19 protein-coding genes and 1 tRNA gene are annotated in these 21,208 nt (G+C 45.4%); 10 read left to right on the top strand and 10 right to left on the bottom strand.

What is annotated here, in order from left to right; translation table 11 throughout:
- Positions 1-231 precede the first annotated feature (231 nt).
- Both ACEW9J_RS24050 and ACEW9J_RS24045 read left to right on the top strand, forming a co-directional pair.
- The gene (locus tag ACEW9J_RS24050; RefSeq protein WP_373547600.1) at positions 232-1,257 is read left to right on the top strand and encodes a zinc-binding dehydrogenase; all 1,026 of its coding nucleotides are present in this window, start codon (positions 232-234) and stop codon (positions 1,255-1,257) included.
- Positions 1,258-1,673: 416 nt separating this feature from the next.
- Positions 1,674-2,969, top strand: coding sequence for an MFS transporter (locus ACEW9J_RS24045; protein WP_373547599.1), 1,296 nt, complete (start codon positions 1,674-1,676; stop codon positions 2,967-2,969).
- Between the two features lie 129 nt (positions 2,970-3,098).
- Here ACEW9J_RS24045 and ACEW9J_RS24040 read toward each other — a convergent pair whose 3' ends face one another.
- From ACEW9J_RS24040 to ACEW9J_RS24025, 4 genes are all read right to left on the bottom strand, one after another.
- Positions 3,099-5,684, bottom strand: a complete 2,586-nt coding sequence (locus ACEW9J_RS24040) for a hypothetical protein (RefSeq protein ID WP_373547598.1) — start codon at positions 5,682-5,684, stop codon at positions 3,099-3,101.
- 221 nt (positions 5,685-5,905) lie between these two features.
- Positions 5,906-6,301: a hypothetical protein gene (locus ACEW9J_RS24035; RefSeq protein WP_373547597.1), complete on the bottom strand. Its 396-nt coding sequence runs from the start codon at positions 6,299-6,301 to the stop codon at positions 5,906-5,908.
- Between the two features lie 106 nt (positions 6,302-6,407).
- Positions 6,408-6,809 carry a hypothetical protein gene (locus ACEW9J_RS24030; RefSeq protein WP_373547596.1) on the bottom strand — a complete coding sequence of 134 codons (402 nt, stop codon included), beginning with the start codon at positions 6,807-6,809 and terminating at the stop codon, positions 6,408-6,410.
- 171 nt (positions 6,810-6,980) lie between these two features.
- Positions 6,981-7,376 carry a hypothetical protein gene (locus ACEW9J_RS24025; protein WP_373547595.1) on the bottom strand — a complete coding sequence of 132 codons (396 nt, stop codon included), beginning with the start codon at positions 7,374-7,376 and terminating at the stop codon, positions 6,981-6,983.
- A 337-nt stretch (positions 7,377-7,713) separates the two neighbouring features.
- Between ACEW9J_RS24025 and ACEW9J_RS24020 the strand changes: the two genes are divergently transcribed.
- Positions 7,714-8,580 carry a prephenate/arogenate dehydrogenase gene (locus tag ACEW9J_RS24020; RefSeq protein ID WP_373547594.1) on the top strand — a complete coding sequence of 289 codons (867 nt, stop codon included), beginning with the start codon at positions 7,714-7,716 and terminating at the stop codon, positions 8,578-8,580.
- Positions 8,581-8,709: 129 nt separating this feature from the next.
- Here ACEW9J_RS24020 and ACEW9J_RS24015 read toward each other — a convergent pair whose 3' ends face one another.
- On the bottom strand, positions 8,710-10,884 hold the full coding sequence (locus ACEW9J_RS24015; RefSeq protein WP_373547593.1) for a glutamine synthetase III: 2,175 nt from the start codon (positions 10,882-10,884) through the stop codon (positions 8,710-8,712).
- Between the two features lie 442 nt (positions 10,885-11,326).
- Here ACEW9J_RS24015 and ACEW9J_RS24010 point away from each other — a divergent pair, with 442 nt between their 5' ends.
- The gene (locus tag ACEW9J_RS24010; protein ID WP_373547592.1) at positions 11,327-11,515 is read left to right on the top strand and encodes a hypothetical protein; all 189 of its coding nucleotides are present in this window, start codon (positions 11,327-11,329) and stop codon (positions 11,513-11,515) included.
- A 205-nt stretch (positions 11,516-11,720) separates the two neighbouring features.
- Here ACEW9J_RS24010 and prmC read toward each other — a convergent pair whose 3' ends face one another.
- The 3 genes from prmC to ACEW9J_RS23995 form a co-directional block, all read right to left on the bottom strand.
- Positions 11,721-12,629 carry a peptide chain release factor N(5)-glutamine methyltransferase gene (prmC, locus tag ACEW9J_RS24005; RefSeq protein ID WP_373547591.1) on the bottom strand — a complete coding sequence of 303 codons (909 nt, stop codon included), beginning with the start codon at positions 12,627-12,629 and terminating at the stop codon, positions 11,721-11,723.
- Between the two features lie 6 nt (positions 12,630-12,635).
- Positions 12,636-13,403: a Tic22 family protein gene (locus ACEW9J_RS24000; RefSeq protein WP_373547590.1), complete on the bottom strand. Its 768-nt coding sequence runs from the start codon at positions 13,401-13,403 to the stop codon at positions 12,636-12,638.
- A gap of 248 nt (positions 13,404-13,651) precedes the next feature.
- Positions 13,652-13,723 (bottom strand) — tRNA-Asn (locus ACEW9J_RS23995).
- 111 nt (positions 13,724-13,834) lie between these two features.
- On the opposite strand from ACEW9J_RS23995, the gene ACEW9J_RS23990 reads away from it, so the two are divergent.
- Positions 13,835-14,209, top strand: a complete 375-nt coding sequence (locus ACEW9J_RS23990) for a hypothetical protein (RefSeq protein ID WP_373547589.1) — start codon at positions 13,835-13,837, stop codon at positions 14,207-14,209.
- A gap of 27 nt (positions 14,210-14,236) precedes the next feature.
- Here ACEW9J_RS23990 and ACEW9J_RS23985 read toward each other — a convergent pair whose 3' ends face one another.
- Positions 14,237-14,926: a DUF2993 domain-containing protein gene (locus ACEW9J_RS23985; RefSeq protein WP_373547588.1), complete on the bottom strand. Its 690-nt coding sequence runs from the start codon at positions 14,924-14,926 to the stop codon at positions 14,237-14,239.
- Positions 14,927-15,173: 247 nt separating this feature from the next.
- Between ACEW9J_RS23985 and ACEW9J_RS23980 the strand changes: the two genes are divergently transcribed.
- From ACEW9J_RS23980 to aroA, 3 genes are all read left to right on the top strand, one after another.
- Positions 15,174-15,920, top strand: coding sequence for a pseudouridine synthase (locus tag ACEW9J_RS23980; RefSeq protein ID WP_373547587.1), 747 nt, complete (start codon positions 15,174-15,176; stop codon positions 15,918-15,920).
- A gap of 110 nt (positions 15,921-16,030) precedes the next feature.
- On the top strand, positions 16,031-16,909 hold the full coding sequence (locus ACEW9J_RS23975; protein WP_373547586.1) for a helix-turn-helix domain-containing protein: 879 nt from the start codon (positions 16,031-16,033) through the stop codon (positions 16,907-16,909).
- A gap of 184 nt (positions 16,910-17,093) precedes the next feature.
- The gene (gene aroA / locus ACEW9J_RS23970; RefSeq protein ID WP_373547585.1) at positions 17,094-18,431 is read left to right on the top strand and encodes a 3-phosphoshikimate 1-carboxyvinyltransferase; all 1,338 of its coding nucleotides are present in this window, start codon (positions 17,094-17,096) and stop codon (positions 18,429-18,431) included.
- On the opposite strand, the gene ACEW9J_RS23965 is transcribed toward aroA, so the two are convergent.
- The gene (locus ACEW9J_RS23965) at positions 18,426-18,962 is read right to left on the bottom strand and encodes an O-acetyl-ADP-ribose deacetylase (RefSeq protein ID WP_373547584.1); all 537 of its coding nucleotides are present in this window, start codon (positions 18,960-18,962) and stop codon (positions 18,426-18,428) included. The two genes, aroA and ACEW9J_RS23965, sit on opposite strands and share 6 nt — an antisense overlap.
- Before the next feature lie 164 nt (positions 18,963-19,126).
- Here ACEW9J_RS23965 and ACEW9J_RS23960 point away from each other — a divergent pair, with 164 nt between their 5' ends.
- Both ACEW9J_RS23960 and ACEW9J_RS23955 read left to right on the top strand, forming a co-directional pair.
- Entirely contained in the window at positions 19,127-20,407 is a 1,281-nt protein-coding gene (locus tag ACEW9J_RS23960; protein WP_373547583.1) for a DNA cytosine methyltransferase, read from the top strand.
- A complete protein-coding gene (locus tag ACEW9J_RS23955) occupies positions 20,400-21,200 on the top strand; it encodes an endonuclease (protein WP_373547582.1) in 801 nt (266 codons plus the stop codon). Before ACEW9J_RS23960 ends, ACEW9J_RS23955 begins: the two co-directional genes overlap by 8 nt.
- The last annotated feature ends 8 nt before the right edge of the window (positions 21,201-21,208 follow it).

The following is a 21,208-nucleotide window of genomic DNA, read 5'->3' as shown; positions in this document are numbered from 1 at the left end:
AAATCTACAACACTATATTATATACTGTCGTCCCCAGTGCAAAAAGTTAATTCCGATCGCAACTAGCAATCTCGATCGCCTAATTATGAGAATTCAACCTAAATAATTGTAGTCTATGATACTTTGGTCAATCGCAATTGCTACTCTGATCGCCTCCCAGCACTGGATTTGCGATCGCAAAGTTCCCTATACTGGAATAGCTTTTGAGCAACTATTGTAACTGGTGATTTTGTGCTAGCAGCCCTCCTCTACGGTCGAGAAGATCTCCGCCTCGAAACTATCTCTGTCCCATCACCGAGCGCGGGTGAAGTTGTCATCGAGATCGCCGCCGCGACTACTTGCGGGACAGATCTCAAAGTCTGGCGGCGGGGTGGACACGCGAAAATGCTCAAGCCACCGACTAGATTTGGACATGAAGCGGCGGGCAAAATTGTCGCACTAGGCGAGGGTGTCACCGATTGGCAGATTGGCGATCGAGTCGTCGCCAATAATTCTGCACCCTGCATGAATTGCTTTTTTTGTCAACATCAAGAATATTCTCTCTGTCCCAATTTAACTTGGAATAACGGTACTTTCGCTCAGTATCTCAGCATCCCAGCACCGATCGTCAAGCACAATTTGCTACTGATTCCAGCCGATCTCGCCGCCGAGCTAGCTTCAATGACCGAACCGTTGGCTTGTGTTTTGCATGGGATCGCGCGGAGCAACTTTACCGCTGACTCTAGAGTAGTCGTCATTGGGGACGGTGCGATCGGGTTGATGTTTGTAGCCGTAATGGCGAGTCAATGTCAATCTGTGTGGTTATTTGGCGGTAACGATCGCCGTTTAGCGGTAGGCGAACAACTAGGAGCCGAGCGGACTTGGAATTACCATCAGTCAGATATCCCTAGCACTGTCAAGGATCTAACTCAGGGGTGGGGTGCAGATATCATTATCGAAGCGACAGGTGTACCGAGTGTCTGGGAAACTGCGATCGCCTGTGGTCGTCCAGGTGCGACAATTAATCTCTTCGGTGGTTGCCCCAAGGATACGACGATTAGTGTCAATACCGACAGGCTTCACTATAGCGAACTTACCCTCAAAGGTGTCTTCCATAATACGCCCCAGCACGTCCGAGCGGCTCTAGCATTGCTAGCAAGCAAGCAAATCCCCTTTGAATTATTAATTAGCGATCGTCGTCCCCTGACAGATTTAGCCCAGACTTTCGAGGATATGAAAAATCGCGAGGTGATCAAGGTGGCGATGATCCCAAATTAAGATTTGGCGATCGCTCGAACGATGAAGCCTCATAATCTCCACGATTACTGCTGTTAGATTAAATAGTTTGATTAATTTTTTGGGATGGATCGATCTCCTGAATTTTCCGTGCGCCACAAAATCATTATTGTAGATTAATTGATAAATATGGGAATAATAAGATCAGAAAATATGCCGTCTATCTATGTTCAAAAATATCGTGTTTACCAAACTAGAGATAGATAAATCGTTTACGAAATGTGGGCTTTGTCCAATCGCTCCCAGTAATCCCCCCCGTCGAAAATTTTCAACAATCTCAATCACCAAATATATTACAGCCGAGATTACGTCGATAGACCGTTCTTCTTCAAAGTCCACGGGATCTCATACAGAGATTCCGTATAAAAATGGGGAGCTTACTTGTGGAGGTGTTGTAAATGGCAATTAAGTTATTAGAAAAACCAAAACATCGATCGCCAGCAGCTCTCGACTTATCAAATCCGACCTTGCGGATTGTCTTGTTTATCAATTTTGTCAACGCCCTGAGCCTGATCGCACTGATTCTAAATATCTATAACTATGGTAAATATTTTGGCTTGAGTGACTTCCAAACCAGCTTTTTATTTGCGATCTATTCGCTCTCACAGTTTATCGCCGCACCAACGATCGGTAAATTATCCGATCGATTTGGTCGCAAACCATTATTAATAATCAGTTTGGCGGGTACAGTTGTCGCAAATTTAATTGTCGGCACTGCTAGCACCGCTCCAGTGTTATTTGGTGCTCGGTTCTTGGATGGGATTACTGGCGGAAATATCTCCGTGGCGCAAGCGATTATTACCGATATTAGCAAACCGGAAGAACGCGCCCGCGCCTTTGGTTTGTTTGGGGCATCGTTAGGGATGGGTTTTGTAGTAGGCCCGTTAATTAGCTACTTTACCACTCAGATATCTTTGGGCGCACCTTTTTTAGCTTCCTCGATCTTAGCTACGATCGCCCTCATCCTCACTATTTGGCTGTTACCAGAAACACTTAAAGAAGCTGCTCCTAAAACTGACAAGATTTTCGACTTAGGACTGAAAAGAATTATTTCTGGGTTCGCGATTCCTGGTGTCGGTGCATTGCTGATGGTGACTTTTTTGACTGGGACTACTTTTGGGATGTTCACTTTTGGCTTTCAGGCTTATTACCTCAAAGTCCTCGCCCAAGATCTGCCTTCTTTCGATTTGTTGTTTTTTAGCTTTGGGATCTTGGGGGCACTGATGCAAACTCTAGGTATTAAGTTTCTGACCAAAAGACTTAGTGCTACTCGAATTATGTTAATCGGGCTATTTTTCCGTAGTGCTTGCTTTGCACTGATGCCGATCGTTCCCAATGTTGTTTACTTTGTCGTGGTAAGTTTAATTTTCTCAGTTTTTAATTCGCTGATCCAGCCGATGATTAGTAATCTGATTTCGCTCAATACTCACCCATCAGAACAGGGGATGACTTCGGGTCTCAATGCTGCTTATTTAAGTATTTCTACGGGGATTGGGCCAGTCCTATCAGCACTTTTGGTCGATAAGACGACGATCGAAGCTGCTGAAAAAGTAGCGAAAGAAACTGGGGTAGCAGTTAGTTTAGATAGTTATTACAGCTACTCTTATCCGCTATATGTTGCAGGTTTATGTGCTTTTGCCGTCCTAGTTTTCGCAGTCCGAACACAGCGTCAATACAGCCATGTGAGCACCTAATTACACGATCCCCGCACTCTCAAACCCCTCGATTTAGGTCAAGACAAGATCGAGGGGTTGCGATCGGGTTTCGAGGTCACAAAATTGACGCATTCATTTATCCTCCCAGTAGGGCAAGCATGAGGATTATTAAAAAGAATTTGGGGGTGCGTCAAAGCGGAGGTAGATCGAAAAAACATTGTCAGCAACTCCAGATCGCGTATTGTCGGACTTGGTGCCTAGATCGATTTCATTCCGATTCCAACCTAGTGAGAGAGTGGGACTATAAATATTTGAGCCTAAGCGGATGCTGGCACTGGCACCGAAAGGCGATCGAGCAACATTATCATTTACTGGTGTGTAGTAGCCTGATAAAACGAGTCCATCGCTAATTTTCCAACTGGCATTGGTAGAGACGAGATTGCCGATCGAATTGGGCATCCCAGTGGAGAGATAGTAAGTAGTCCCGACAGCGACATTGCCTAAATTAGCTCTAGCACCTACATTAACGTAACTATTAGCCGATCGAAAACTCACTGCATCAAAGATTTTGGTACCATCGATCGCATAGTTAACGCCAGCAGAAAGATTCAGATTATTGGCGGGATTTCTGCCCAAACCTAGCTGTTTGGAGATAGTACCCGTAAGTTTGCTGTAGTACTCGGTATCGGGGTTGAGATAGCCGATTGCTGCGAGGTTGTAGCTCAATCCGCCTTCGGCTTTGGTAAAATCTACGCCCAAGTAGCCTTTGTGACTAGCTCCACTGCTAAAATTGGGATTAATAATTAGCCCAGTGTAGTAACGCAAGACCGAATCTTGAGTTGTAATATTACCAGTCGCACTCAGATGTGGATGATAATTGGTGCGTTCGCGGATCGTCGTGCTTGAGAGCGTATTTACTTCGCGTTCGTATCTAGTGATGTACGCTTGCACGTAGCCATTGGTAATTGCCGATGAGTCAAAAGTATTTTGATTTAGTAAAGCTGTAACATTAGTATTGCTATCGATCCCACCTTCACCCCCAGCAAACAGCGCGATCCGTTCGGGGCCGAGAATTTTGTAAATCGGCCCGATTAATGCGACTTGGCGATCGACTACTGGCGAAAACCCGATCCACAGCCCATGATAGTTGGCACTATTAATCCGCTCATCCTTGGGTGTAGTGCCTCTGCCAACGCCGCTATAATAAGCGGTCAAGCTATTTTCAGGCGTGCGATTATTATTAGCAGCCAAGATTAAATTTCGATCTACCGTTGTCGAACCGCCTTTTTTGCCGTCGGGTAAGGATGGTTCGAGATCGGGCAATAATTCCGTAGCTGCTTGAATCACCGCAATCTGGCTAGTATTCACATCCCCTAAAATATAATTAAAACCGCGCACCGTGCGAGCAATGGCAGTTTCGGTACCATTAGCGAGAATTACCTGATGGATACGACCGACAGCTACCATAGGGACGGTAGTATTTGATTCAAATCGATCGAAACTACTATCTTGCGCCTGAGAGTTGCCACTTTGAGCACCAATTCTCGGAAAATAGAGATCCAAACCCATGAGTTGCCCATTCGCACCGCCTTGAAATCCGCTAGCTTGGATCGCCAGCAGAGAGTCAGGACTAACCACATCCCCAAATGAAGATGTGCTGGGAATCTGAGTCGGAATCAGTTTTTGAGTGTCGATACTACTCTCATCGGTTTTTAGTCCTGGAAGGTAGCTACAAATGAGTTTTTCACCTGTGGGAGAGGCAGAATTACCGTTATTCATCCCCGCTAGGCAATCTCCGGTAAAGGAGATTTGCTGGCGCATCCCAAATAGGGTTTCTGGGGTAGTTATCTTGGTGGTAATCTCTCGCTGCTGCCGCAGGGTGCGGATTTGACTATAGTTACTCCAATAGTCGAGCCGATAGACGCGTTTGTTGGAGACGCTCTCTTCTACTTGTGGACTAAATAACCTAGTTGCATTTAACCCGATATCTGTACTGCGACGATCTCCTGTTTCTATCCCACTAGTGACTTCAATTTGACTGCGATGAGTGAGGGCGACATCGTTAATCGCGATGAGAGTCAGAGCTGGGTTAAATTGTCCGAGTTTTAGCAGGCGGGGCGCAATTAGATAGCGCGGATCTGGAATGGCGGTTGGTAATGGTTTGATTTTGGGTAATTGAATTGGATCTCGATTTTGTGGCGGTAAGACTGGGCTAACTGGTGGTGTCGGCGCGATAAAAGGGCGATCTGTTGGAACTGGAGGTAAGAGCCTGGGCACAAATCTTGGGAGCAAAAATAGATCGTCAGGCTTGAGCAGATCGAGAATTTTTGGGTCGAATGCTTGAGCGGTTAAAATCCACTCGATCGCATCGGCAATTGCGATATCTGGATTAGATCTATTTTGACGATCGACCCTACACGATTCTCGACCGTTTGCTAATGGTACTTCGCTAGTCTGCGTTAAGCTCTCAAATTTAGGCTCTAAATTTAGTAAACAGCGCTCGTTAATCGCGATCGACGTACTTTGAATAAAACTTGGTTTAGGCTGTTCGCTGCCTTGACTGATAATGTCTGGATTAGCGGCTACCGATTGTTTGGTTACATCTAAGAGAAAATAAGTAGTTAAAATAATTAGATAAACAATAAAGATCGAGCGATTATCTCTTACAGCGGTTGCTGGTGGCGATTGCAATAAAAGTTTACTAATGGAATGGTAAGATATTAAATTTGCAGAAGTCACCCAAAGTTTTAGCATATCGATCGCGCGTTGAAATTTTGAGCAAGTGACCCCAATTGATTCGATCGGTGTGTACGATGGGTAATTAAATTAGGTAGACAAAGATGTTTATTTATAGAAGATCTAACGATCGCACAACCAATTAGATCGATCGATATCAACGGTCGATCGCATCAAAGTTACGAAGGTTGTTCGACGATCGTTAACTGATTAATTCAATTTGCTAAATTTATACTACGTTAGGGAATCAGCACAGTAACAGATCTAGTCCCATCAGTATTGTCGATCCTTATCTGTTGCGATCTAGGCGTAGCTGTTGGCGTAGTACCAAGACTGACGACTGATTCAGCATCGATCTCATAGGCAACACTCGTGCTATTGGGGTTAGTTACTCTCAACACACCCGCTCCACCAATTGCCGAAGCAGCAGTTTCAACACCATTACTACTGGCTGTCCCCGACGCCGAAGTTTTGCCAACCGCGATCGCACTAGACAAACTAGTAATCGTCGTGCCACTATAATTAATCGCTACCACCCCAACCGCACGAGTTTGGTCGGCAGAGGCGATCGATCCCGATCTAGCTACAACAGTGACGAACATTAAACCAATTGCCAATTTAAGCGAAATTTTCATTGTTTTCCAATCTAGCTCAACTACGGTGGATCTGACTGGATCTTGAGATCCTCGTCAGATCCATCAGTGACGATCGATCTTGGAGATCGATCGTCTTCAACCATTCCTAAGGAAGGGTAACTCCGGTAGTAGGACCAGGGATAATTTGGAGACTAGGTGCAGAAGCAAAACTGTTGCCTTGTACGACTCCTAGCCCAAGAGCGGTTTCACCTGTTACTGTGTAATTAGCAATTGCGTCGTTGATGCCACTTACTTGCAATGTACCACCAGTACCAACGGCAACAGCAGAAATATCAGTAGCAGTAGTACGAGCTGTAGTAAAAGCTGCTGCCTTACCAACAGCAACTGAACCAGCAGTAGCAGTCAGTCCGTTGGTAATAAGCCCAGTGAACTGAGCGGAGATACTCCCAGCAGCACCAGCTTCACCAGCATGAGCAGTAGTGATGGAGCCAGCTACAGTAGCAGCCGCCAACATTAAACCAGTCGCAAAGACGATCGAAGCTTTCATGATTTTTTCCTTGATTAATACGTGATGTGTTTGGAAGATCGCTGCCGATCTGTGTGGTTACTAGCCGCCATAGTTCTAAGCAACTAGGCTGAAACTAGATCTGAGCCTGTGCAACTCTTGGTAAGATCGAATCAGGTATCGATCTTCAAGTCCACAGTTGGCTCTAAATTATTAAGGAAGGATAACGCCAGTACCAGGACGGAGGCTAGCTGGTGTACCACCTACGAAGCTATTTGCTTGAGCAGTAGCTGTAGTTGTTTCAGCAATAGCAGTGTAAGAAGCACCCACTTGGTTAGCATCAGTCAGTACAAATCCACCACCACTACCAACCGCGGAAGTCGCAGTTGTTCCGTTAGCTCCAGTCTGTGTCAGAGCTGTAGCTGCTGCAAAACCTTTACCAACAGCGACGGAACTAGACAACCGATCGACGATCGCACCAGTAGTTCCAGCGAAGCGAATACTGACGCTACCAGCCGCACCACCTTCACCAGCTTGAGCAGGATTGGTTCCTGCAACTAACACAGCCGCTAAAACTAAACCAGTCGCGAATTTGAACGAAACTTTCATGATTATTTTTCTTGTGTCTGGATAATGTGATTTAGTACCACACTTATATACTTCCCACAAAATTGTAATTATTTATACTTGGCTCTAAAATTTGTTGAATCTGCACTAAAAATCCGCCAAAAGCCACTAGATCGCTCATATTTTGGTTACAAACTACAATTAATAATTTGTGATATTTCGCATTCTGTACCGATCGAGCCAAAATCTTGAAGTCTGAGAAATCAGGCAGACTTGCCGATTACCTCCGGTAGGCTGCGCCAACGATCGAACCCAGGCAAATAAATTTCACTACCCGATCGCATGGCACAATATAACAAATAATCAAAAACAGCCAACTGTGAAGATCGGGATCGTAGGGATAGGATTAATCGGCGCGTCGTTAGGGTGGGATTTTCGCCAACTGGGACATCAGGTAATTGGGATCGGTCGTCAGCAAGCTACTTGCGATCTTGCCGAACGCGAGGGGATTTGCGATCGAGCCAGTGGCGATTTGGCTAGCCTCAAAGATACTGAGATCGTCTTTATCTGTACGCCAATCGCGGCAATTGTCCCGACAGTCGAGTTACTAGTCCCCCATCTCCAGCCAGAGACGATCGTTACCGATGCCGGATCTGTCAAAGCCGCGATCGTCGATCGAGCCACCGGATTATGGGCAAATTTTGTGGGTGGACACCCGATGGCTGGGAACTCCCAGAGTGGGATTGCTGCCTTTGAAAAGGGGCTATTTGCCGCTCGACCTTATGTTTTGACTCCCATCCCCGAAACTGCGCCTGTAGCTCTAGAGAGAGTGGCGGACTTGGTGCGATCGATCGATTGTATTATTCATTATGCTACCCCTGCTCAACACGATCTCGCAGTGGCTTTGATTTCGCATTTACCGATGATCGTGAGTGCTAGTTTGATTGGTGCTTGTCTAGATGAAGCCGATCCTCAAATTCTGGACTTTGCCAAAAAGTTCGCCAGTACTGGATTTAGGGATACCAGTCGGGTCGGTGGCGGTAATCCGGAAATGGGGATGATGATGGCAGAGTATAATCGGGATGCTTTATTGCGATCGTTGTATCAATATCGCGATCGATTGGACAGTATCATTGATTCGATCGAATCCAAAGAATGGACGAAAATTAAGGACTTATTATCAAATAATCAAGCTGTGCGTCCTGACTTTTTAAATATTGAAGATGATTCAATAGTTGACAGTTGATAGTTGATAGTTGAGAAGTAGGGGCAATTCATGAATTGCCCCTACTTCTTAACTGAATCCAAAAAAAAGACCGTTCGCTTAGAACGGTCTTTTCAAGCTTTCAACTATCAACTATCAACTATTTAGATGTTATTTGATAAACAACATTTCTTGATAAGTAGGCAACGGCCATAAATCGTCGGCGACTTCGCTTTCGAGTCCATCTGCATATTTGCGAACCTCATCCATCAACGGACGAACAGTTTTGACTAAATATTGCATATGTGCTTCAGTCGAATCAAAATCATGGTTGCTTAATGCCGCAGCTAACTTGCTTACTAACTCCATCATCGATTTAGTTAATTCAGCGACCTTATGAACACTTTCAGCATCGAAATCAACCCCGATTTCTTTGAGTCCAGCAATAGTAGTTGCCAAGTCAGTTAGGTAACGAGTTGCGGCTGGATAGATCATAGTTTTAACCATACTAATTACTAGTTTAGCTTCAACTTCGATCGACAGAATATACTGTTCTGCGTAGGTTTCATACCGACTGGCTAGTTCGACTGGAGACAGAATTCCCAGACTGTCGAACAGATGTACGATCGCCTCTTCAGTCAGCACGGGTAGGGCATCTGCTGTCGTCCGCAGGTTGCGTAAACCGCGCTCTTCCACTGCCATTTTGTGCCATTCTTCAGAATACCCGTTGCCATTGAATACCACTGCACCATGAGTATCGATGACTTCTTTGAGCACTGTCTGAATCGCGGTATTTAGTTCGGTGCCTTTGGCGATTTCACCTTCTAATTTATCAGCCATCCAGGTGAGCGAATCTGCCAGGATCGTATTCATTGCCACTAATGGCCCAGCTACCGACTGTCCCGAACCGACTGCCCGAAACTCAAAGCGATTGCCAGTAAAGGCAAAAGGTGAAGTTCGGTTGCGATCGCCAGCATCTTTCGGTAGTATTGGCAAGGTATCTACACCAATATTCATCATCCCCCGCGCTGTCGATCCTTTCAGATCTCCCTGTTTGATTTGCTCGAATACGTCTTGTAATTGCGAACCCAGGTAAACAGAGATGATTGCTGGAGGAGCTTCATTGGCACCCAGACGGTGGTCGTTACTCGCTGTGGCGACAACTGCCCGCAATAGTGGCCCATACTTGTGAACGCCGCGAATTACCGCACCACAGAAGACCAGGAACTGGGCATTGGAGTGAGGAGTATCGCCTGGATCTAATAAGTTGCCTTGGGTAGCATTCCCCACCGACCAGTTGACGTGTTTCCCAGAACCATTAATTCCGGCAAAAGGTTTTTCATGGAGCAGACACATGAAGCCATGTTTTTTGGCAGTAATCTTCAGAATCGTCATCAGCAGTTGTTGGTGGTCGGTTGCCACGTTTGCTGCTTCAAAGAAGGGCGCGATTTCAAATTGACCTGGAGCCACTTCGTTGTGGCGGGTTTTGGCAGGGATGCCGAGTTTGTAGAGTCTTTCTTCTACCTCCTGCATATAGACTTGAACCCGCTCTGGAATTGCGCCAAAGTAGTGGTCGTCAAATTGTTGACCCTTTGCAGGTGGTTTGCCAAACAGGGTGCGACCTGCCAGCAGCAAGTCGGGACGGCTATTAGCAAAGTTGGTATCTATTAGGAAGTATTCTTGCTCTGCACCACAACTAGAGTTGACAGGAGCGACGCTAGTGTTGCCCAAAATCTTCAGGACTCGAATCGCCGCCTTACTCATTGCCGCATTGGAACGCAGTAGGGGCGTTTTCTTGTCCAATGCTTCTCCAGTCCAAGATACAAACGCTGTGGGAATGCACAGTGTGGCACCATTGTCAGTTTCCATGATGAAAGCTGGACTGGTAACATCCCATGCAGTGTAGCCCCGCGCTTCAAAGGTGGAGCGGATGCCACCATTGGGGAAAGAAGAACCGTCGGGTTCGCCTTGGACGAGCAGTTTACCTGCAAACTCAGAGATGACGGAGCCATCGCTTTGCACAGAGACAAAACCATCATGCTTTTCAGCAGTGGCATTGGTCAGCGGGTAGAATACGTGGGCGTAATAGAGTGCGCCTTTAGAAATAGCCCAATCTTTCATCGCGACTGCTACAGAGTCAGCAACGGCGATATTCAATGGCTCACCAGTTTGAATCGTCTTTTTGACAGATTTAAATACATCCTTGGGCAGACTTTCCTGCATCTTGCTCAAGGTGAAGACATCACACGCCCACAGATCTTCCAACCGCTTGGAAGCCTTGGGAGGCATTGGCTCTCTGTTAGTAATTTGATAAATTGCTTGACTCCGAGATTCGTTTCCACTCACAGCTTTTTTCCTCTTTAGGCTCTGACACCAGTAAATAATAATTCCGATCGACACTTACAATTGGGTAAGTACGATACCGATTTACAGTTATGAATATGCGCTCAACAATATTTTTGCTGCTGAGTGACAATTAAATATACGTAGCTAGCCATTATAACTTAGATGCTTTGGGCTGGAACTGTTTACCCTCAATGTTTATAATATCTTGCAATTACTCCCTGACGTGGATCGAATTAGATAGCTAGGATAGTGGATGGTAGATGGTGGATGGTGAATGGTGACTAAACGATCGACAGGACACTTCTAACCGTCAGAGTGTTGGTGTCTTCTGTATACTAGACAACTGGACAGCCTTGAAAATTAAGTTATGATTAAAATTGTGACAAGAGCTGTACTAAAACTTCTGGTCACACCAAAATCATCCATTTCTTGGCATATTCCAATGAGTATCTCCTCACCTGCTCCCGCCAACGATACCTCGGTTTGGACTAGCCTCAAACAAGCGATTTCTGCTAGTTCGGGGTTTCAGCACTGGGCATCACAACTATCTCCTCCAGAACAAGCAGCTCTCAATCTCGACGAGCGCGTGCAACGATATCTTCGCGAAACGCTGGAAACTTTAGCATATTGAATTTAGGGCGTTGCTGAATTGAGGTATGAAACGCAACAAAGATTTTTGTAGGGGTAATGCCTTGTGCTTACCCCGCATCGATGAAGGGTACCCATAAAGGGCACCCCTACAGGTTAATTGTGTAGGGGTGCCATGTCTTGTCGTTTTTTTATCAGGGGGTTCCCCATATAAAAACGCCGCTTCATAGGTACCGTTAGATCTCTGCTTATCGACACATCCTTGCTAATACAAATCGATCGAGTCCCGCCAGATCGTTAATAATTTCAATATCATCATAACTCCCCTGCTGCTCTAATAAAGCTACGACAGCGGCACCTTGACCTGCCATCATTTCAATTAACCAGATTCCTCCAGCTTGAAGGTATTCAGGTGCTGTATCGACTAAAACCCGAATCGCATCCAAGCCATCCAAACCGCCATCTAAGGCAAGATGTGGCTCGTGCTGGGCTACCTCAGGTTGGAGCAGCAGCACCTCTTGGGAAGGAATATATGGTGGGTTAGAAAGCATGACTGTTATCTTACCCTGGAGATGTGCTAGGGATGACCACCAACTGCCGTGGCTAAAATTAATTCGATCGAGTACATCCAATCGAGTAGCATTCATTTGAGCGATTTCTAATGCCGCAGAACTAGAGTCTACTGCATAAATCTGTGCCGCAGGTAAAGATCTCGCGATCGCGATCGCAATTGCCCCGCTACCCGTCCCTAAATCCACCCAAATTCCCTGCTGTTGAATGCTGTCAGTTGCAGCCAGGGCAATATCGATAATTGATTCGGTTTCGGGACGCGGAATCAGTACCGCAGGTGAAACCACCAGCTCGAAATCTCGCCAGCATGTCGTCCCAATTAAATATTGAACTGGCTTGCGCTCCTGTACTCGATCGAGCCATAATGCTGTCAATCGATCGAGTGACATCGAAATCTCGATCGATCTGCCATTTGCGGTTCTCGTTCCCTTCGCATCCGCCAACAATTCTAGACGCAGTGTGAGCCTATCCACATTAGCAACCGATTGTAGCAACCAATCAACCTCACGATCGCTAATATCGTCAGTGGCAATACTTATCGCCCAGATGCGCCACTCCCATAGTTCCTTACTAGTAATTAACTCCAAAATTACTTATTTTTTGGGTGCGGTAGTTGCAGGTGTCGCGCTAGGCTTGGGTTGAGCCGCTTGTAATTTGCGAATACTCTCGACACTCTCAGTCGATGGGACTAGCACTAGTTGCTGTTGCGCTGGATAATTTTGGCTCTGAAAATCTTTAAGTACAACATGAAGATAATTAACTTTAATTTCGGCTTTAGCTGCTAATTTAGGATCTTTTTTCTTGACTTTATCCAACCACTGTTGAGCTTGTTCTTTTCCCAAAAATAATGGAGTCAAATTATTTTCCTGAACTGTCACATACTTATCCTGCTGTTTAATTGCAATCATAAATAACGGTACTGGATAAAAAGCATTAGCTTGAAAAGGCTTCTTGAGTAGTCCAGCATTTTTGAGTTGTTGCTCTGCTGGGAAAAACACAAAGCTCATGTTATCTGATTTCTTTTGCGCTTCCATTTGGAGCTTGTAAACCTCACTCAGCGGTACAACCGTGATTTGAGCAACCTTGCTCTGCTTGGGCTGGTCTTTTTTCAATTTTTTCAAAAAAGATGCTGCATCTTTTAACTCCATATATACTGGAGTAATCAATCGGGTTTTTCCATTAGCTGTAACGCTCTGTTGCAAAAAATTACCCGTTCCATTGGTAATCGTAAAAACTGGTACTTTCTGAAGTTTTTCGACAATTTTTGCTTCTGGTAGAGCCTGAGCTGGGAGGGGTGAGATCGATATGAGCGGGACACTCATGCCTAAGATGGCGATCGGGATAATTAATGATTTGTACATTGGATGATATTTAGAAGGAGCTAGTATTTTTGACGATCTCAATCGATCTATTTAAGCTGGTGCTGCCAGTATTTTCTAGGATGAATTATACTACCGACTGATAATTTATGCTTAAAATTAATTAACGATCGTATCTAACGACTACTAAACTAATAGATTGTTTCCGTCTGCTGGATCTCTACTGATGTCAAGAAAGGTGCTACTCGATAAGAGCAACACCTTTCTAAATATTTAATGGATGTGGCTTACTCCCCGGGCAAGGCTCGAACTTGCGACCAATCGATTAACAGTCGATCGCTCTACCACTGAGCTACCGAGGATTATGTCTTAGTGCTTTTCACACTTTGTCTATCATACCATCATGTTTCTCAACTTGGCAAGTATCTTTTCAAGCTTTTTTTAGGGTAAATTGAGAAAGTGTTATTTTATTGTTGGCGGCTATCTTCACCGAGGGAAAATCGCTAGCAATCTTACCCGATCTGCTGGGGATTATGGATTTAGTCATTGCTGTTAGCTGCTGTAATTGTGCGATCGCGATTGTCGCTTTAGTCGTCACCGGATGGATCGTGCGCTTACGCAAGCAAATCATTGGATTGGGCACATGGTGCGATCGATGGGAGAGTGACTGTAATTTACTCTTGAGCGATGCGCCCAGATCGATTGCTGCCACACGGATTCAAATGCTGCGGCTTCGCCAGATCTATCGACAACAATTACTCACTCTCGATCGCATTCAATCCCTCCGCTCATTTATAGGAATTGCGAGATCTTTAATTGTCAGTAGACGGCGAAGAGGTGGGCGATAGCATGACACAGGCAATCTAACGATTTAATTAGGGGTTGACTTGAATGCGTCCCTGACAGCGCAACTTACCAGTGGTGAGTTGGAGTTGGGTAATATTGACATCATTGCCGAGATCGATTTGATAGCTATTAATTTTACTACCAGGGAGATCGATCGAGCAGGTAATAGTCAGGGGATCTAGGTCGAGAATATGCCCATCAAGAACCGCGATCCCCATCGAGATCTCGATCGGTACCGTTTGTCCGTCAAGCGTCAAATTTCCTTGTAAAATTAGCGTATGTGGGGCAATCCGCACCCGATCCCAGTCAATGAGCCATTGATTTTGGTGCGATGTTGCTAAAATCTGGGTAAGAAGATCGGTAATCGCTTGGGATAGTAGTGGTGCAGCTAGAGAAGCCTGTAAATCGGTTTCTCTAAACTCGACCTCAACCATGACAGCAATCGGTTCTAGCAGCCGTAAGGGTTGACCTTTGACAACTTGTGGCAGATTAATCCGAATATTGTTTGCAACTAAATCGATCGATCCGAGTGAGAGTCCTTGATAAATTGCCCCCACAGCAACCACAGCCACCCGTGGAATCGTCCCCCCCAAAATTTGCCGACTTCCGCCCTGAATATCCACTTGGAGGGAATCTACCTGCGACACTTGCGATCGTAACCACACCCGACAAGCAGGAGCTAGTACCGAACCCACAATTCCTCTAGTTTGATTTGTCAATTCTCATCTATCCTTGTAATATTTCTGAAAAAGAGTCTACATGTAAATAGGAGCCAATTGTGAGTGAATACTAGAGTAAGGCGCAAATAATTAAGCAGGACAATTAAAATATCTATTGTGAAGATTGCCTGAAATCTAGCTGGTGGTTATTGCCCAGCCTATGGCTAGCTGTCAACTGCTTGTACTGTTGGCGTTAGCCTGCCGTAGGCATAGTGTCAACTGTCAACTGTCAACTGTCAACTCAATTATGAATGCTAGGCTCCAGAAAATTTTATCTCAATGGGGAATTGCTTCCCGTCGGCGTGCGGAGCAGCTAATTTTGGCTGGACGAGTGCGGGTAAATGGAGAAGTAGCAATATTAGGACAAACAGCCGAACCGACTACCGATCGCATAGAAGTTGATGGTACACTAATCGCAATGCAGAGCCGACCAGAGCCTGTATACCTCCTACTGAATAAACCAGTTGGTGTAGTATCAACTTGTTTTGACCCACAAGGTCGTCCGACAGTGTTGGAACTATTACCGCCTCAATTGCGAGAATATGAAGGAATTCATCCAGTAGGTAGATTAGATATTGATTCCAGTGGCGCGTTGTTACTCACCAATGATGGCGATCTGACCTTTCGGTTGACTCACCCGCGCCACAGTATTAGTAAGACCTATCAGGTATGGGTTCAAGGTCAGCCCTCAACCACAGCATTAGCTGCTTGGCGGAGCGGGATCGACTTGGAGGGGCAATACACATTGCCTGCTCGGGTTGTGAAGATCGAAGATCGAGTAGATCGCACCTTGCTCGAAATTATTCTCACAGAGGGTCGGACTAGACAGATTAGAAAGGTTGCAGCTCAACTAGGCTACCCAGTCTTGCAGCTTCATCGTACCAGAATTGGCAACATTAGCATTGACGGAACATCTCCACACCAGAGACAAAGCCAATCGTTAGCGAGTGGTGCTCACCGTCATTTGCAATTAGTAGAACTTCAAAGCCTCTAATCTGGGGAGCCGGAAGCCGCATCTGTGTTGCCCAGAGCGGCTCCCACCCAACCCAAAGCCCAGATTAAAAAAAACCCCGTCATCCTACCACTACCCCACAATCAGCGACCGTGACTCTACTGGCACCGCTCAAGCTTACTGCTCTCAAATTTTCTAAACTGTCAATTTTTACTGCGGCATCTCCCCTGGATTATTTCCGACCAAAAACACCAGTTGCGATTGAAAATGATCCCCTCCAGATCGTCCCGCCAACCCCAAGTGAAATCTTAGAACAAATTGGTGGCAAACTGCGCCAATCGAGAGAACAACATCAGTTGTCGATCGATGATATCGCTGCTAGAACAAGGATTCAGCCTCGATTGGTACAAGCGATCGAAGAAGGTCATATTGAAATGCTCCCCGAACGTGTCTATGTCAAGGGGATGGTAAAACGTTATGGAGATAGCTTAGGCTTGGATGGCTCGACCATTTCCCAACAAGTGCCCAATTGGGAACCAAAAGCTGCAACCTTTGAGCCGACTACCAAACTACAGGCAACAGCTTTCCACGCGCCAATTCAGATCGAGCCACTCTATCTCTATTTAGGCTATGCAGTGGCTATGGTGGGGATAAGTGCGGTGACTTCTGGTTTACTTAATAATTCCATTAAACCGCCATCTGCACCGATGGAGATCGCCACCAAACCGCCTCAGGCAGAGGGGATCGCTGTCGTTAAGCCTGCAATTGCACCTCAACCGAGTCAATTGCCAGATATTCCCGTAAATATCTCTGTCAAAAGTCCGACTTGGGCACAAATTGGCATCGATGGTACTACCAAATTTACAGGTAATCTCAAAGCTGGGACGAAACTTAACTGGGTTGCGAAAAAGCAAGTAACTATCAATACCAATAATGCTGGTGGATTAGTCATCTCGCACGATTTACAACCGCCCAAACCGCTGGGGAAAATCGGTCAAAAGCAGAGCGTCACTATTAAAGTTGGCAAATAGCAAACTTTGTCAGATGTGTTCGGCTGTAACAAATCCGGCTCGATCGGGTTTGGTTTAATCCTCATCGTAAATCGAATATGGGTAGGGGCAATCGATGAATTGCGCCTACCCATATTTTGTATTATTGATGTGTCATGCGAGATCGCTCGTACAATAAACATCTAAACTATCTGCCAAACTCGTCATGATTGACCTCCAACCCCTCGATCGTCATCACAGCCTCACCGTTACCCCTCCCCCTGCGGGAATATCCCTGCAAGGAACATTGCAGATTCCTGGGGACAAATCGATTTCGCATCGTGCTTTGATGCTGGGAGCCTTAGCCGAAGGTGAGACGACAATTGAGGGATTATTGCTAGGTGAAGATCCCCGCAGTACGGCGGCTTGTTTTACCGCAATGGGAGCAGAGATTTCGGAGCTAAATACCGAGCTGGTGACAGTCAAAGGGATTGGCTTGGGACAGATTCAGGAACCTGTAAATATCCTCGATGCGGGCAATTCGGGGACGACGATGCGATTGATGTTGGGGATATTGGCGGCTCATCCCGATCGATTTTTTACCGTCACTGGCGATGACTCGTTGCGATCGCGTCCGATGTCGCGAGTTGTCACACCCCTGGTGGAGATGGGAGCGCAGATCTGGGGACGCAAGCACAATTCCCGCGCACCCCTAGCCGTGCGCGGACAAGCATTAGCACCGATCCACTATCATTCCCCGATCGCCTCAGCTCAGGTGAAGTCGGCTATTTTACTCGCTGGATTGATGACTTATGGGCGCACGACGGTGACAGAACCTGCATTATCGCGCGATCACTCCGAGCGGATGTTACGTGCGTTTGGGGCGCAGATAGATGTCGATCCAGAGACAAATAGTGCGACGATTACGGGTTATCCGACATTGAGAGGACAACGGGTAATCGTACCTGGAGATATTAGTTCGGCAGCATTTTGGCTAGTGGCGGGATCGATCGTGCCTGGATCGGAGTTATGTATTGAAAATGTCGGCGTCAATCCTACCCGCACGGGGATTTTGGTCGCTTTAGAATTAATGGGTGCTGATATTACGCTCGAACATCAGCGCGAAGTTGCGGGTGAACCTGTAGCAGATTTACGGGTAAAACATAGCAACTTAAAAGCTTGTGAAATTAGCGGAGATCTGATTCCCCGTTTAATCGATGAAATCCCAATTTTGGCAGTAGCAGCGGTATTTGCTCAAGGGACGACAATAATTAGAGATGCCGCCGAATTACGTGTCAAAGAAAGCGATCGACTGCAAGTAATGGCAGCAGCGTTAACTAAAATGGGTGCAAAAATTACTGAGTTACCAGATGGTTTAGAGATTACTGGTGGCGGATCGCTGATGGGAGCAGAGTTGGATAGTTTTACCGATCATCGGATTGCCATGAGCCTCGCGATCGCCTCAATTATGGCAAAGGGAAAAACTACCATTCATCGTGCTGAAGCTGCCTCTATTTCTTATCCGACTTTCTTTGATTCATTACGCAGTATTATCAAATCATAGTATTCCAAATGCTTCGACATAAGCATCATAATCATCATCACTAAAGCAAACAAAACTTACCCCAGCAATCGAGGCATCTTGAGTCAAGAAAGTAGCCACCGTCTCTAATGCAATCTTCGCCGCTAGATCTACTGGATAACCATAAGCCCCGCAACTGATGGCGGGAAAAGCGATCGTCTGAATCTGATACATCTTAGCTAGCACGAGACTCTCGCGGTAGCAGCTAGCCAATAGTTCGGGTTCTCCCGATCTACCACCGCGCCAAGTTGGGCCGACAGCATGGATGATATACTTAGCCCTAAGTAGATATCCACCAGTAATCTTGGCTTGACCTGTCGGACAACCATTGAGCTGCTGACATTCTGAAAGTAGATCTTCACCAGCAGCGCGATGAATGGCTCCATCTACACCCCCGCCACCGAGGAGCGAACTATTTGCCGCATTGACGATCGCATCTACCGTCAATTTAGTAATATCGCCCTGAATAATTCCCATCCGTTCTTGAGGTGTCGCGATCGATTCAGTTATCATCTACTTTTTATTTACACAATTTGAATTATACCAAATCTCAAAAACACAGCTCACAGATCGAGGAATTGACGTGAGAAATCTAAAAATTGCTATGAAATGGCATCCTAACTACTGCTAGAATAGTTTGATACAGTAATTAATCTCACCGTCAAAGCCTCAATAATATGAACAGACCTATCGGAATTGACCTTTTTGCTGGTGCTGGGGGGATGTCTCTAGGTTTTGAACAGGCTGGTTTTGATATTGCCGCAGCAGTAGAAATCGATCCGATTCATTGTGCAACGCATGAGTACAATTTTCCTGATGCTGCTACTATTTGCGCTAGTGTTATCGATCTCTCAGGTGATGAAATTCGTCGTCGAGCCAACTTAGGCGATAAAGATATCGATGTGGTTTTTGGCGGTGCGCCCTGTCAAGGTTTCTCTCTGATGGGCAAACGAGTTTTTGACGATCCCCGAAATCAGTTAGTATTTCATTATGTGCGGATAGTTCGAGAACTAAACCCAAAATATTGTGTTTTTGAAAATGTTAAAGGTCTGACACTTGGTAAACACGCTCAGTTTTTATCAGAACTTATTACAGCGTTGGGCGATGCTGGATATGATGTATTGACACCATATCGAGTATTAAATGCAGCCGATTATGGAGTACCCCAAGATCGGCGACGGTTATTTTTAGTGGGTACGCGAAAGGGTTTAAAATCACCCAACTATCCAGAACCACAGCACAATAGAATTACCGTCCAAGAGGCAATCGGCGATTTACCTAATGCCGATAGTTTTGATGAGCTTAATCGCACAGATTCCATATTGACAAAATGGGAAACAACTAGCTCCTATGCACGGAAATTAAGAGGTTTCGATCCCGATTCTGATGATTATAGCTATCAGCGCAAGTTTTTGCCCGATTTACTCACATGTAGCTTGCGTACCGAACATACTCACTCTTCTCGCAGTCGATTTGAAGCCACACAACCAGGCAAAACTGAATCAATTAGCCGATTCCGAAAACTAGAACCTAACGGTATTTGTAATACGTTACGGGCAGGTACAGATAGTGCTAGAGGTGCCCATACATCACCTCGTCCGATTCATCCTTTTTTCGCCAGAGTAATTACTGTGCGGGAAGCAGCTCGGTTACATTCTTATCCAGACTGGTTTCGTCTTCACACCACAAAATGGCATGGATGTCGGCAAATTGGAAATAGTGTTCCGCCACTACTCGCAAGAGCTGTTGCTAGTGAACTTTTAAAAGCACAGGGAATCCAACCTTCAAAGCCCAAAAAAACTCTCGACATGGGTGAAACTCGCTTATTATCTCTAGATATGAGTAATGCCTCGGTTTATTTTAAAGTACCCCGAGACACCATCGCACAGAGAACGCGCAAAATATCAGTGACGGAAGAAGGTGTAAAAGAAGGAGCTAAGGAAGAGGTTTATGCCTGAACTAAGACAGCGACAGCCGAATCGCTATCAAGTGATTATTCTTCGTTTGTTTGAGAATCATTACATAGAAGGCATCACCGAGTTTGAGTTTACTAGAAGCGAATTCGTAAGTATTGCAAAAACATTGGCAATTGAATTACCAAAAAATGTTGGCGATGTAATCTACAATTTTCGATATCGTAATGAACTTCCACAGAATATACTAGATACAGCAACAGAGGGACTCGAATGGATTATCGAGGGGACAGGACGTGCTCGTTATCGTTTTCTTCAGGTAAAATTAAATCGGATTGTACCAAGAGATGAACTAATAACCATTAAAATACCTGATGCAACACCTGAAATCATCACAGCATACGCATTAAGTGATGAACAATCTCTGTTAGCAAAAGTACGATACAACCGACTTGTAGACATATTTTTAGGCGTTACCGCATTCTCACTACAAAATCACTTACGAACGACTGTAAAGAGCATTGGGCAAATCGAAATTGATGAAATATATGTGGGTATAGATCGAAATGGACGACAGTTTATTATTCCAGTCCAAGCCAAAGGAGGTAACGATCGACATGCTGTTGTTCAGACACAACAGGACATTACTTACTGCTTAGAGAAATTTCCAAATCTTATTTGTAGAGCGATATCAGCACAGTTTATGAGCGGAGATAGAATTGCGATGTTTGAACTTGTGCTTCAAGATAATGAGATTAGAGTGGCCGAAGAAAAACATTATCGACTCGTTCCTTCTGCTACTATTTCAACAGAGGATCTTCGTAACTACGCACTATGAAATTATCC

Source organism: Chamaesiphon sp., from assembly GCF_041737865.1.
In the GTDB taxonomy this organism is placed as follows: domain Bacteria; phylum Cyanobacteriota; class Cyanobacteriia; order Cyanobacteriales; family Chamaesiphonaceae; genus Chamaesiphon.
This window is presented reverse-complemented; position numbering and strand designations above follow the sequence as displayed.